This window comes from Brevundimonas sp. BH3 (assembly GCF_045345115.1).
Lineage (GTDB): Bacteria > Pseudomonadota > Alphaproteobacteria > Caulobacterales > Caulobacteraceae > Brevundimonas.
Genome location: NZ_CP150796.1, coordinates 351,576 through 364,510, shown reverse-complemented (window position 1 = coordinate 364,510; position 12,935 = coordinate 351,576). Strand labels below are relative to the sequence as shown.

General features: G+C 61.3%; 11 protein-coding genes. 10 read left to right on the top strand and 1 reads right to left on the bottom strand.

The window, feature by feature from the left end:
- The first annotated feature begins 3 nt into the window (after nt 1-3).
- The 7 genes from WEU32_RS01685 to WEU32_RS01655 all read left to right on the top strand — a co-directional run bounded on the left by WEU32_RS01685 (nt 4) and on the right by WEU32_RS01655 (nt 8,242).
- The gene (locus tag WEU32_RS01685; protein ID WP_406852654.1) at nt 4-1,743 is read left to right on the top strand and encodes a sensor histidine kinase; all 1,740 of its coding nucleotides are present in this window, start codon (nt 4-6) and stop codon (nt 1,741-1,743) included.
- 58 nt (nt 1,744-1,801) lie between these two features.
- A complete protein-coding gene (locus tag WEU32_RS01680; protein WP_312134590.1) occupies nt 1,802-1,939 on the top strand; it encodes an entericidin A/B family lipoprotein in 138 nt (45 codons plus the stop codon).
- A gap of 125 nt (nt 1,940-2,064) precedes the next feature.
- The gene (obgE, locus tag WEU32_RS01675; protein ID WP_406852653.1) at nt 2,065-3,132 is read left to right on the top strand and encodes a GTPase ObgE; all 1,068 of its coding nucleotides are present in this window, start codon (nt 2,065-2,067) and stop codon (nt 3,130-3,132) included.
- A gap of 105 nt (nt 3,133-3,237) precedes the next feature.
- Entirely contained in the window at nt 3,238-6,162 is a 2,925-nt protein-coding gene (gene polA / locus WEU32_RS01670; RefSeq protein ID WP_406852652.1) for a DNA polymerase I, read from the top strand.
- Nucleotides 6,163-6,185: 23 nt separating this feature from the next.
- Entirely contained in the window at nt 6,186-6,500 is a 315-nt protein-coding gene (locus WEU32_RS01665; RefSeq protein ID WP_406852651.1) for a GNAT family N-acetyltransferase, read from the top strand.
- Between the two features lie 57 nt (nt 6,501-6,557).
- Nucleotides 6,558-7,781 carry an NAD(P)/FAD-dependent oxidoreductase gene (locus WEU32_RS01660; RefSeq protein ID WP_406852650.1) on the top strand — a complete coding sequence of 408 codons (1,224 nt, stop codon included), beginning with the start codon at nt 6,558-6,560 and terminating at the stop codon, nt 7,779-7,781.
- 128 nt (nt 7,782-7,909) lie between these two features.
- On the top strand, nt 7,910-8,242 hold the full coding sequence (locus tag WEU32_RS01655; protein WP_312134577.1) for a zf-TFIIB domain-containing protein: 333 nt from the start codon (nt 7,910-7,912) through the stop codon (nt 8,240-8,242).
- A 15-nt stretch (nt 8,243-8,257) separates the two neighbouring features.
- Here WEU32_RS01655 and WEU32_RS01650 read toward each other — a convergent pair whose 3' ends face one another.
- A complete protein-coding gene (locus WEU32_RS01650) occupies nt 8,258-9,970 on the bottom strand; it encodes a hypothetical protein (protein WP_406852649.1) in 1,713 nt (570 codons plus the stop codon).
- Nucleotides 9,971-10,177: 207 nt separating this feature from the next.
- Here WEU32_RS01650 and WEU32_RS01645 point away from each other — a divergent pair, with 207 nt between their 5' ends.
- Genes WEU32_RS01645 through WEU32_RS01635 form a run of 3 tightly spaced genes read left to right on the top strand, consistent with a single transcriptional unit; the run spans nt 10,178 to nt 12,889 of the window.
- The gene (locus WEU32_RS01645) at nt 10,178-10,888 is read left to right on the top strand and encodes a response regulator transcription factor (RefSeq protein ID WP_312134573.1); all 711 of its coding nucleotides are present in this window, start codon (nt 10,178-10,180) and stop codon (nt 10,886-10,888) included.
- The gene (locus WEU32_RS01640) at nt 10,857-12,470 is read left to right on the top strand and encodes an ATP-binding protein (protein ID WP_312815030.1); all 1,614 of its coding nucleotides are present in this window, start codon (nt 10,857-10,859) and stop codon (nt 12,468-12,470) included. Before WEU32_RS01645 ends, WEU32_RS01640 begins: the two co-directional genes overlap by 32 nt.
- Entirely contained in the window at nt 12,467-12,889 is a 423-nt protein-coding gene (locus WEU32_RS01635; protein WP_406852648.1) for an HPr kinase/phosphorylase, read from the top strand. The genes WEU32_RS01640 and WEU32_RS01635 overlap by 4 nt, the downstream gene beginning before the upstream one ends.
- Nucleotides 12,890-12,935 lie beyond the last annotated feature (46 nt).

Genomic DNA, 12,935 nt, shown 5'->3' with positions numbered 1-12,935 from the left:
CCCATGCCGCCGCTGTTGCGGAAATGGCTGGGACGTCGCCAGAGGCGCGTTGAGGGTATTCGTGCGCGACTGGGCTTTTCCATGGCCCTGTCGTTGCTGCCCTTTATACTGCTGGGGCTGATACAGGTCCGTGGTGAGTACCAGCAGCTGACCACCGATCTGAAGGCCGATCTGCAACTGGCCGCCGAACGCAGTGTGCGCGAAGCCGAAAGCGCTTTTAACCGCGCGGGCATATTGCTGAGCATTATAGCGCCCGAAGGTCAGGCCTTTGACTGTAATACGCGCCTGTACGGACTGGCCAACCGGGTCGACGAGGTCGAGGCCCTTTACCGGTTTGACACCAACGGCACGGTTTTGTGCGCCTCGCATGGCAAACAGTCCGAGCGGTTCGGCCAAGTGAGCGACAGTGCCTGGTTCAAGGCGCTGGCCAATGGCAGCGCCACCTCGAAAATCTTCCTGCAAACCGATACCGAAGGCAGCCAACTGGCCCTCGCCTATCGGGCCACGCGCCCTTTGGGCGATTTTGACGGTGTGCTGGTGGCTGTTATTCCGACCAGCATATTCAGCCTGTCCACACAGGACATGCCGCTGCCGCCCGACACGCAGACCGGTTTGTTTGACGACCAGGGGCGCGCCCTGACCCCCGTGGAGGGCCTGTCCTTCGGGCAAAGCTTTACGCCGTTAAAAGCCTGGCTGGCCGCGCATAGTCGCGAGCCACAGGCCGTTCTGCGCGCCAAGGGCGCAGACGGGGTAAACCGTCTGTTTGCCGCCTCCCAACTGGAAGGCCAGAATGTCTATGCCGTGATTTCGGCACCGGCGGCCTCGCCGTGGTTCTGGGCCCAGAGCAATCCGATCCGCTTTCTGATGCTGCCTCTGGCGGCGTGGCTGACAGCTTTTGCGGCCGCCATGCTGGCGTCGGAGCGTATCGTCATCCGCTGGCTGGATTATCTGGACCGGATTGCCGCCATCTATGCGCGCGGCCGATATACCATCCGGCCGGTACAGGCCGAAAATGCGCCGCTGGAGATTCGCCATCTGGCGCGGACCATGGACGAACTGGCCGAGAATATTACGCGTCGCGATGCCGCCCTGACCGAGGCGCTGCAAGAAAAAGATGCCCTGCTGCGCGAAATCCACCACCGCGTGAAGAACAATCTGCAGATCATTTCATCGCTGTTGTCGATGCAGCAAAGGGTGGTGGAAGACCCTGCCGCGCGGGCGGCTCTGGGCGATACGCGCCAGAGAATCTCGGCCCTGGCCCTGATCTATCGTACCCTTTACCAGGGCGAGGATGTGCGCCATGCCGATGCAGAAACCTTCCTGAACGAATTGGTTGGCCATCTGGTGGCATCCGAGTCCCTGCGCGGGCCCTTGGTGAAAAGCTCCATCGAGGCCGATACGCTCAGCATCGATCCCGAAAAACTGGCCCCGATGGCCCTGTGGCTGGTCGAAGCCATTTCCAATGCCCAGAAGCATGCCTTTGCCGGTCGCGGCGGCGAACTCAAGGTCCGGTTCAAGGTCGATGGCAAGACCAGTACACTGGAGGTCGAGGATGACGGGCCGGGCATGGGCGATGTTACGTCCGGTGTCGGCGTGACCCTGATGACCGCCTTTGCCAAGCAACTGCGTGGGACAGCTTCTACCCGCAAGGCCGATAATGGCGGCACGATAGCCACCCTGGTGTTTGAAACCCCGTCCACTGAAGAGACTCCGGTTCGCCAGACGCCGGAACTAGACCGCTGATCCCTGCGTTTATTGACCCGAGACTGAGACACCCCATTCACGTTTCGAGGAGATGAAGATGCGCAAACTTATGGTTCTGGCCGTTGTGGCTGCCGCCCTGACCACCGCCGCTTGTAATACGGTTGCGGGTGTTGGTCGCGATGCACAGGCGGCGGGTTCTGCCGTCGAAGATGCCGCCCGTGACGGCAAAAACTGATTTCGCTCTGAAATCAGGGGCTTTTCCGACCGGAAAAGCCCCTTTTTGCTGCGCCAAAGACACGTTTGCGGCCCTTGCGTGCCTGTGACCTGTAAAAAGCCACGGAGTTCGGCCATAAGGCACACATGAAATTCCTCGATCAGGCCAAAATCTATATTCGTTCAGGTAACGGCGGCGCAGGTTCCGTGTCGTTCCGACGCGAGAAATTTATTCCCAATGGCGGTCCGGACGGCGGTGATGGCGGTAAGGGCGGCGACATCTGGGTCGAGGCCGCCGATGGCCTGAACACCCTGATCGACTATCGCTACCAACAACACTTCAAAGCCCAGACCGGCCATCACGGTCAGGGCCGCCAGATGCATGGCGGCAAGGGTGCGGACATTGTTCTGCGCGTTCCGGTCGGCACACAGGTGCTGGACGAGGACAAGGAAACCGTGCTGGTCGATATGGATCGCGCCGGAAAGCGCGTGAAGCTGCTGGCTGGCGGTAATGGCGGCTGGGGCAATACCCGCTTCAAGGGTCCGGTCAATCAGGCCCCGACCCACGCCAATCCCGGTCAGGAAGGTCAGGAACGCTGGATCTGGCTGCGCCTGAAGCTGATTGCCGACATCGGCCTGGCCGGTCTGCCCAATGCGGGCAAGTCCACCTTCCTGTCAGCGGTTTCGGCAGCCAAGCCCAAGGTAGCGGACTATCCGTTTACGACGCTGGTGCCCAATCTTGGCGTGGTGGACCTGTCGCCGACCGAGCGTTTTGTCATTGCCGACATTCCCGGCTTGATCGAAGGGGCCAGCGAAGGTGCGGGCCTTGGCACGCGCTTCCTTGGCCACGTCGAGCGCTCGGCCAGCCTGATCCATCTGATCGACGGTACGCAGGACGATGTGGCCGAAGCCTATCGGATCATCCGTGGCGAACTGGAAGCCTATGGCGATGGTCTGGCTGAAAAGGCCGAGATTCTGGCTCTGAACAAGATCGACTCGCTGTCGGAAGAAGAGCGGGTCGAGAAGGCCGATGCCCTTGAGGCCGTTGCGGGGCGCCGTCCGATGCTGGTTTCGGGCGTTTCGGGCGAAGGCGTGACCGAGTTGCTGCGCGTCGCCTATGCCGAGGTGCGCAAGCTGCGCGGAGATCGCGATGTGGTCGTCGAAGAAGAAGACGATACCGTCTTTGAAACCCCCGGCGGCTGGTCGCCGATGTAAGCGCATCGGGTCTATGAGCCTTTTCAAACCCCGTTCCGTCGAAAGGCGGGACGGGGTTTGCTTTGAGCGGATGACGCCGCGCCAAACCGCGCCTATGTTCGCACCATGACCGAAGCGACCACCGACACACCCGCCGCAACCGACGCCCCTGCCACGGACAAGCCCGTGCGGCTGTGGATGATCGATGCCTCGGCCTATATTTTCCGTGCCTATCACGCCCTGCCCCCTCTGACGCGCAAGTCGGATGGCCTGCCGGTGGGAGCGATTCAGGGTTATTGCAACATGTTGTGGAAGCTGTTGCAGGATACCAAGAGCGAGGATGGCCCGACCCATCTGGTCGCCGTGTTCGACCATTCGGAAAAGACGTTCCGCAACCAGCTTTATGAGGGCTATAAAGCCCACCGCCCGCCTGCGCCCGAAGATCTGGTGCCGCAGTTCCCTCTGGTGCGCGAGGCGACCAAGGCCTTTGGCGTGGCCGGGATTGAGCTGCCCGGTTTCGAGGCCGATGACCTGATCGCCACCTATGCCTGCAAGGTGCGCGACATGGGCGGTGAAGTCGTGATCGTGTCCTCGGACAAGGACCTGATGCAGCTGATCGGCGACGGCGTGGTCATGTATGATCCGATGAAGGATCGCGTGCTGGCCGAAGACGCCGTGATGGAAAAGTTCGGTGTCGCGCCCGACCGCGTGGTCGATGTGCAGGCCCTGATCGGCGACAGTGTCGATAACGTCCCCGGTGCGCCCGGTATCGGTCCCAAGACGGCGGCCCAGCTGATCGGTGAATATGGCGATCTGGATACGCTGCTGGCCCGCGCGGGCGAGATCAAACAGCCCAAGCGTCGCGAGACACTGATCAATTTCGCCGATCAAATCCGTATGTCGCGCGAGCTGGTCAAACTGACCTGTGATGCGCCTGCGCCGGAACCGGTGTCGGACTTTGCCCTGCGTGATCCCGACCCTGCGGTGTTGAGCGAATTTCTTGAAATGATGGAGTTCCGCACGCTGGCGCGTCGCGTGGGTGACGGTAAGGCGACCGCCAACGGCACCTCGGCCTTTGCTCCCAAAAAGGCGGCCATGAGCGCACCAGTGGCCACGCCGCGCTATGGCGGAGGCGACACCCCTGCCCCCGCCTCCGGTCCGCAGCCCTTTGACCGCTCGGCCTATGAATGCGTGACCACCCTGGAGGCGCTGGACCAGTGGATCGCCCGCGCCAGAGCCGCAGGTGTCGTCGGTTTTGATACGGAAACAGATGCCCTGTCGGCCACCCATAGCGGTCTGGTCGGTCTGTCGCTGGCGGTTGGTCCCAATCAGGCCTGTTATGTGCCGCTAGCCCACGAAAACATACCGGAGGCCGGATCGGGCGGTCTGGACTTTGGAGGCGGTCTTGATTTCGGTGGCACTAGCACTGCGGCTCCGCAACAGGTTGCGCTGGCCGAGGCCCTGCCGCGCCTGAAGGCGTTGCTGGAAGATCCTACGGTTCTGAAAGTCATGCAGAACGGCAAGTACGACATGGCTGTCATGCGTCGTCAGGGCATCGAGATTACCCCGCAGGACGATACCATGCTGATCTCCTATGTGCTGGGTGCCGGTCTGTACGCACACGGCATGGACGAACAGTCGCGTCGTCATTTCGACCACGAACCGATCCCGTTCAAACAGGTCACAGGCACGGGCAAGAACGCCAAGTCTTTCAAGCATGTGGAATTGGCCCCTGCGACCGAATATGCCGCCGAGGACGCCGATGTGACCTTGCGCCTGTGGCAACTGCTCAAGCCCCAATTGGCCGAGCAGGGTCTGCTCAATGTCTATGAAACACTGGAGCGCCCGATGCCGTCGGTTCTGGCCGATATGGAACTGGCCGGTATCCGCATTGATCCGAACCTGTTGCGTCGCCTGTCCTCAAGCTTTGGTCTGCGGATGGACGAGCTGGAAAAGAAGGCCCACGAGATTGCGGGCCGTCCGTTCAATATCGCCAGCCCCAAACAGATCGGCGAGATTCTGTTTGGCGAGATGGACCTGCCCGGCGGCAAGAAAACCGCCTCCGGCCAATGGGGCACCGATGCCTCGGTGCTGGAAGATCTGGCCCTGACACATGACCTGCCGCGCGCCATCCTTGACTGGCGCCAGTTGGCCAAGCTGAAGAGCACCTATACGGACGCCCTGCTGGAAGCGATGGACCCGAAGACCGAGCGCGTCCACACCAGCTATCAGCTGGCAGCCGCCTCGACGGGGCGTCTGGCCTCGAGTGATCCGAACCTTCAGAATATTCCGATCCGTACCGAGACAGGCCGTGAAATTCGTCAGGCCTTTATCGCGCGGGACGGCCATGTGCTGATCAGCGCCGACTATAGCCAGATCGAGCTGCGTCTGCTGGCCCATATCGGCGACATTCCCGAACTGAAGCGCGCCTTCAAGGCGGGGCTGGACATTCACGCGGCCACCGCCAGCGAAATGTTCGGTGTGCCGGTAGAGGGCATGCCTGCCGAGACGCGCCGCCGCGCCAAGGCAATCAATTTCGGCATCGTCTATGGCATTTCGGCCTTTGGTCTGGCCCATCAACTGGGTATCGAACAGGGCGAGGCCGCAGCCTATATCCGCACCTATTTCGAGCGCTTCCCCGGCATCCGCGACTATATGGATCGCATCAAGGAGACGGTGAAACGCGACGGCTATGTCTCGACCATTTTTGGTCGCCGTATCCATATTCCGGCCATCCATTCCAAGTCGGGGGCCGAGCGCCAGTTCGGCGAGCGGGCCGCCATCAACGCCCCCATCCAAGGGGCCGCCGCCGACATTATCCGCCGCGCCATGATCCGCATGCCACAAGCCCTGAAGGATGCGGGTCTTGAAACCCGTATGCTGTTACAGGTGCACGACGAACTGGTGTTCGAAGCGCCCGAGGCCGAGGCCGATCGCGCCCTTAAGGTCATCAAACAGACCATGGAACGCGCCGCAGAACCTGTTGTCGCCCTCAGCGTTCCTCTGGAAGTGGAAGCCAAGGCCGCCGCCAACTGGGATCAGGCGCACTAACTCCCCAAGCACAAGGACAGCCCATGTCGCTCGATAACGAGATCAAAGACCTCGAAGACGCCAAGCGTTACGAACTGCATATCGATGGCCATGTGGCCTATGTGGAATACAACAATGTTGCGGGCGGTCGCCTAATCTCCAAGACGGTTGTGCCCGAGGCTCTGGAAGGGCGCGGTATTGCCTCGCGTCTGGCCAAGCACGTTCTGGCGGACCTGCGCGAAAAGGGGCTCAAAATCCTGCCGACCTGCACCTTCTTTGCCGCCTATATCCAGAAGCATCCCGAAGAATATGGTGATCTGGTTCAGGACGGATACAAGGTTGTTCTAGGCCTGAAATAAAGAACCCATCCCAAGGGCGGGGTTCGTTTTTACGTCCCGCCCTGCTAGGGCCTGCTGATGAAACTCCAGACCCTTGATGTCCTGATTGTCGGGGCCGGTGCCGCCGGCATGATGTGCGCGATCGAAGCGGGCAAGCGCGGACGCCGCGTGCGCGTGATCGACCATGCCAAGGCCCCCGGCGAAAAGATCCGCATCTCGGGCGGCGGGCGTTGCAACTTCACCAATACGGGCATTCATCCGGCGGCCTATCTGGGTGAAAATCCGCGCTTTGCCCTGTCGGCGCTGAAGCGGTTTACGCAGCACGACTTCATCACGATGGTCGAGCGCCACCGTATCGCCTATCACGAAAAGACCCTTGGCCAGTTGTTCTGTGACGACAGCGCCAAGGACATCATCAAGATGCTGACCGACGAGATGGCGCGCGCAGGGGTCACTCTGTCGCTAAACCTCGGGGTCAAATCCATCAGCCATGATGGCAGCCTCTATACGGTCGATCTGGATGACGGATCGCGTGTGCAGGCCAGCTCTGTGGTGATTGCCACGGGTGCCAAGTCGATCCCTAAAATGGGGGCCACGGGCTGGGCCTATGATGTGGCCAAACAGTTCGGTTTGCGTGTGACCGATACTCGCCCCGGTCTGGTGCCGCTGACCTTCGAGCCGACCCTGCTGGAAAGCCTGAAGCCGCTGGCGGGTGTGTCGCTGGATGCTGTGGTGCGCCACAAAGTCCCCAAGGATGCCGACCCGAAACGCCCCGCCAAGCCGACCGCGTTCCGCGAGGGGATGCTGTTTACGCACCGTGGTCTTTCCGGCCCGTCGATCCTGCAGATCAGTTCCTACTGGCGCGAGGGCGAGGCCATCACTGTGGACATGGCCCCCGACAAGGATGTGGCCGCCCTGCTGCTGGAAGCCAAGAACGAGAACGGCAAACAGATGGTACATACGGCGTTGGGCCATATTGTACCGCGCCGACTGGCCGAGGTTTTGTGCGAACGGGCGGGTTTGAAGGGCAAGCTGGCCGAACAGGGCGACAAGAAGCTGCGCCTGCTGGCCGAAAGCGCCAATGCGTGGGGCGTCAAGCCGGTCGGCTCCGAAGGCTATCGCACCGCCGAGGTGACGTTAGGCGGCGTGGATACGATGCAACTGGACCAGCAGACCATGGAGGCCAAGACGGTCGCCGGTCTGTTCTTTATCGGCGAGGCCGTGGACATTACCGGCTGGCTGGGCGGTTATAATTTCCAGTGGGCGTGGTCGTCGGGCTGGGTGTGCGGCCAGCACTGCTGATGATGCCTGCGACATGCGGGCACGTTGCGTTGTCACGGCAGACTTCCTAGCTCGAAAATGCGGGACGGGCCCCTCTGGTCCGGCATGTGCCGGATGATGTCGGCCCGCAAGAAGACGAAAGGATCACTATGCCTCTTCTGATGTGTCCCAATGACAATGCCTCCATGCAGACACTGGAGCGCAACGGTGTGCAGTTCGACATGTGCCCCACCTGTCGCGGTGTGTGGCTGGATCGCGGAGAGCTGGAAAAGCTGATGGAAGGGGCAACGAACGAAGGTCGCGCCTCGATGGCGGCCCCTGCCCCGCAAGCGCCGCCACAGCAGCATCCGCAACCATGGGGCCAGCAACACCCCCAGCAGGCCCCCTATCGCAGCCGCGAGGATGACTATCGTCGTCACAAGGAGGACGAGCGCTATTACAAGAAGAAAAAGCGCCTCGATATCTTCGACATTTTCGACTGATTTGCCGTTGTCCGACTAGCTGGCCATGCCGACCGATTTCAACATCGGTATCAGGGTGGCCAGCGCCTCGGGTGCCGCTTGCAGGCTCTGCCGCGTTTCGGGCAGGCGCATCAGGCGCATGGCCTCGCTTCGCGCCATCTCGTTGACCTTGCCCACCGGTGCCGTATCTGCCGAAGCCAGTCGGAGCAGGACAGTCAACCTTTGCTGGACGGGTGCGGAAGCCTTGCCGATCTGGCTCAGCACTCTTGATTCCTCGGCGATCTTGGTACCGATCCGGCCCAGAGCTTCGGTGGTGTTTTCGGCGCTCTTGCCTACCAGACCAGCCCCTTCGATCGTGCGTTGCAAACGCCGGAGCGCCATCAAGCGATGTAACGGCGGTATGGTGTTGGTGCACAGTTCAGCCTCAAAGCGCAGCGAAGAGACACAGGCCTCCAGCCAGCGGGCCGCCGCGCGTTTGCTGGAGCCGCCCGTCACATTGTCACTGAGCCGCGCCAGACGCTCGGCCTCTTCCAGAACACTGCTGCTGCCGCGCACATAGGCGGCGACAAAATCGGCCGTCACCAGAAGGCGGGAGCGCTCGATAAAGGCGTTCTGCACCTCTTCCAGCGTCAAAAGCCGCCCTGCCGCCGCGGTCAGCGACATGGCCAGTGCCCGCAGAATATTGATCTCGCCTTCGGCATCGCCGGGTCGCAAACGGCGTGGACTGGTCAGTTCACGTAGCACCATCTTGGCCAGGGCCGAAGCGACCAGCGGGAACTCGCCGACAGCCAGACGCTCTCCCAACCGCGCGCCTGGACCATCGACAGGCGGCACCATCACGGCCAGACGCGGATCATGGGCGACAATGGCAGCAACCTCGTTGGGGGCCACCATCCGTACCACCGCGGCCAGTGTCGAACCCTGGTCCAAAGAGGGGCCGAACAGGTCCGGCAGGTTCCAGCTACTGGCCAGCATTTCGCACAGTATCTGTTCGACCGGCACCATGACCATGGCCCGATTCGTGCCTTCCTGCGGAGCCTGATCGCAAAGATCCAGAAGCGCCGACAGACGCGCCCGTGAACCACGCAGTCCGTTCAGCGCATGGGCGATTGTGCCACCCATTTTAAAGGCACGGTCGGCATCACCCTGAAGGTTTTCGGCTATATGGGCGAGCGGGACAATCGCGGGGTCAACAAAATCGCCACGCCTTCCGGCCTTGACGATCTGTTCAACCGTCTGGTCGGACAGTTTTTGATAGAGGCGCAACAGCCCGTGCAGGTCCTGCCCTGTGGCCTGTGCCTCGGGGACGGCGACCTTCTGGATAGCGTGCTGGACCTCGACGCCTGCGGCATCCAGACGTTCGGCCAGCACCGGAGAATGTAAAAGCTCAAATGCGGTCACGCCCTGACGGCGCAGCCAGTCTTCGAGAATATGGCCCAGATTTTCACGCGCATGGACGGTGTATAGCTCGGCGGGCGAACGACAGGCCGGACCGGCCGGCGCTTCGGTCTTGGCCTTTTTACGCACCGGATCAGGAGCCCCCAGACGCAGCACGCTGATGCTGGAGAACTCCATCGTCACAGGGTCAAGGATTTCCTTGGTAACCTTGACCGCCGCAGCGATCTTGTCACGGATAATCTCTTCGGCAGTATCAATACTGTGGCGACGGTCCTCATGGGCCATCAACAGGGACCACTCTGCATTCGCGTGTTTGCGAACGTAGATTTCATAATGGATCGGCCCCGCCATAGGTTTCCCGCCAAATCTGTCAGTGGCCTGTTATCGCTCAAGGAGTTTAAGGCAGGGTTTCAGTCTATCATCACGCGCAGCACTTGCAGGGAAAGTTACAACTTCCCATTTCCTCAGGTCTTGATCTGCCTTAATCATATCGAACTGTACCGCTCGCCGTGCGTTGTGTCGGCAACACCGTCCGCGTTCGTTCGCAAGGAGAAGCCCTTGGCTAACATCACCCTGGTTGATGATGACGAAAATATCGTCGCGTCCGTTTCCCTGGCGCTGGAAAGTCATGGCCATACGGTCACCGCTTATCACGATGGTGCCTCGGGTCTGGAAGCTCTGGAAAATTCGCCGCCCGATCTGGCCATTCTCGATGTGAAAATGCCGCGTATGGACGGCATGGAAGTGCTGCGCCGTCTGCGCCAGACCTCGAACCTGCCGGTCATTATGCTGACCTCCAAGGATGAGGAAATCGACGAGATTCTCGGCTTCAACCTCGGTGCCGACGACTATATGCACAAGCCGTTCAGCCAGCGTCTGCTGCTGGAACGCGTGAAAGCGCTGCTGCGCCGTGCGGGCGTCGAGGGTATCGACCTGACCGAATCCTCGGCCAATGCCGATGCCAACAAGGCCATCAAGCGTGGCCCGTTATCGATGGATCCGGCGCGCCACGAATGCACGTGGGAAGGCAAGCCGGTCAAACTGACCGTCACCGAGTTCCTGCTGCTTCAGGCACTGGCCCAGCGTCCCGGTTTCGTGAAGAGCCGCGACAACCTGATGGACGCGGCCTATGACGACCAAGTCTATGTCGATGACCGCACCATCGACAGCCACGTGAAGCGCATGCGCAAGAAGTTCCGCATGGTTGACCCTGAATTCGACGCGATCGAGACACTGTATGGCGTCGGCTACCGTTACCGCGAAGCCTAAGAACCAGAAGCCGCCCAGACGGCCTGCCAGACGATTTCGTTTTGGCGGGTCACGACTGGGCGGCTTTATGCTGGCTCTCAACCTTCTAAGTCTGCTGATTATGATCGGCGGGGCCCTAGCTCTGAACGAGTGGAGCCGTGGCCTGATCAATGCCCGACAGGAATCGCTGTCGGTACAGGCCGAGCTTTTGTCCAACGTGCTGGGGGAACTGGGTATTACCCAGGGTGACCCCTATCCCATGCTGGACGACCGCGCCGCCGCCTATTGGCTGCGCGACAACTTTATTCCCTATGGCCAGCGCGCCCGTCTGTTCGATGTGGACGGGATTCAGGTCTCCGATTCCTACAACGTCTCGGACAATATTCCGGGCGAGCCTTTGCCCCCTGCCCTGCCCTCGGGCACCAAGGCACCGCCGCCGCCCTCAGAAGCCGATATCGAAAAGGCCCGCTCCGAGGCCGATGCCGCCCTTGCCGCCGAGGTTGAGCAAGCCTTGCAAGGGCAGCCGCAGATGAACCTGCGTCGTAACGAAGAAGGCGAGCGCGTGGTGTCCGTGTCCCTGCCCGTGCGCCACGTCCAGCAGGTGCTGGGCGTGCTGACACTGGAAGCCGGTGATGTGAACGCCATTCTGGCCGCCCAGCGCCGCGCCCTGATGCCCTTTGCCTTTGTGGCGCTGGGGGTGAACCTGTTTGCGTCGCTGGTGCTGCACCTGTTTGTGGCGCGGCCCGTATTGCGACTGTCGGCGGCCGCCGACCAAGTGCGTCTACAACGCGCCCGCGCCATTTCCCTGCCCGACCTGACCGCCCGCAAGGACGAGGTCGGCGGTCTGGCGCGTGCGCTGGAAAGCATGACCGACACCCTGTCCATGCGTATGGACGCCATCGAACGCTTTGCTGCCGATGTCTCGCACGAGATCAAAAACCCGCTGACCTCGATCCGTTCGGCGCTGGAGACCCTGCCTCTGGTCAAGACCGAAGAGCAGCGGGCGCGCCTGACCAACCTGCTGCAAAATGATGTGCGCCGTCTGGATCGTCTGATTACGGATATTTCCAACGCCTCGCGTTTGGATGCCGAACTGTCGCGTGATCGTCCGCGCGCGATCGATCTGGGGGAGCTGCTGTCGGACATTATCGGCGTCTACGAGAACAGCCTGCGCGAAGGCGATATTCCGGTCCGGCTGATCAACAACCTGTCCATGCCCGCACAGGTGGTGGGACGCGACACGCCGCTGGGTCAGGTGTTCCGCAACCTGATCGATAATGCCCGCTCGTTCAGCCCGCAAGGGTCCGAGGTGCGCGTCTATCTGGAGAAGGACGACAATCCGGACTTCTGGCGCGTGCGGGTCGAGGATGACGGGCCCGGTATTCCGCCCGACAATCTGGAAACCGTGTTCGAGCGTTTCTATACCTCGCGGCCCAAGGGCACAGCCTTTGGCACCAATTCCGGCCTTGGCCTGTCAATTGTGCGCCAGATCGTCAAGGCGCACGAAGGCACGGTTGTCGCCATCAATCGTAGCGAAGGCGATCAGGTGAAGGGTGCCAGCTTTATTGTGCGTCTGCCGCTGGCGGGGCGTCGCGTAGCATGACCCCCACCATCCATGCCAGTGCGGTCGCCCTGCGGCTGGGCAATGCATGGCGCGGGATATTGATCCGCGGGGCATCGGGGGCCGGAAAGAGCGATCTGGCCCTGCGACTTATGGACATAGGTGCACGACTGATCGGGGATGATTACGTCCATCTGTGGACAAGTTCCGGCCGGTTATATGCCACGGCTCCGGCCTCGATTGCCGGTCTGATCGAGGTGCGCGGTCTGGGCATCCGTACCGTCACACCGTTGAAAACAGCCTCTATTTCACTGGTTATCGACCTGATCGACCATGCCGCCGAGCGCATGCCCGAAACGCAGAAGGTCACGCTGTGCGGGGTGGATGTGCCTCTGTTACAGCTTGATCCACGCCCTGCCAGCGCGCCGACTTTGGTCATCCGTGCACTGGAAGCCCTTTGAACCTTTGTGGCTTTGGCTTAAGACATCGGAACAAGGGGCGTCTAAC

Excerpts from the sequence above, each read along its gene's own strand:
- WEU32_RS01635 (WP_406852648.1), top strand. The coding sequence starts at position 12,467 with ATGACCCCCACCATCCATGCCAGTGCGGTCGCCCTGCGGCTGGGCAAT.
- WEU32_RS01650 (WP_406852649.1), bottom strand. The coding sequence starts at position 9,970 with ATGGCGGGGCCGATCCATTATGAAATCTACGTTCGCAAACACGCGAAT.
- WEU32_RS01680 (WP_312134590.1), top strand. The coding sequence starts at position 1,802 with ATGCGCAAACTTATGGTTCTGGCCGTTGTGGCTGCCGCCCTGACCACC.
- WEU32_RS01640 (WP_312815030.1), top strand. The coding sequence starts at position 10,857 with ATGGCGTCGGCTACCGTTACCGCGAAGCCTAAGAACCAGAAGCCGCCC.
- WEU32_RS01660 (WP_406852650.1), top strand. The coding sequence starts at position 6,558 with ATGAAACTCCAGACCCTTGATGTCCTGATTGTCGGGGCCGGTGCCGCC.
- obgE (WP_406852653.1), top strand. The coding sequence starts at position 2,065 with ATGAAATTCCTCGATCAGGCCAAAATCTATATTCGTTCAGGTAACGGC.
- WEU32_RS01685 (WP_406852654.1), top strand. The coding sequence starts at position 4 with ATGCCGCCGCTGTTGCGGAAATGGCTGGGACGTCGCCAGAGGCGCGTT.
- WEU32_RS01665 (WP_406852651.1), top strand. The coding sequence starts at position 6,186 with ATGTCGCTCGATAACGAGATCAAAGACCTCGAAGACGCCAAGCGTTAC.
- WEU32_RS01655 (WP_312134577.1), top strand. The coding sequence starts at position 7,910 with ATGCCTCTTCTGATGTGTCCCAATGACAATGCCTCCATGCAGACACTG.
- polA (WP_406852652.1), top strand. The coding sequence starts at position 3,238 with ATGACCGAAGCGACCACCGACACACCCGCCGCAACCGACGCCCCTGCC.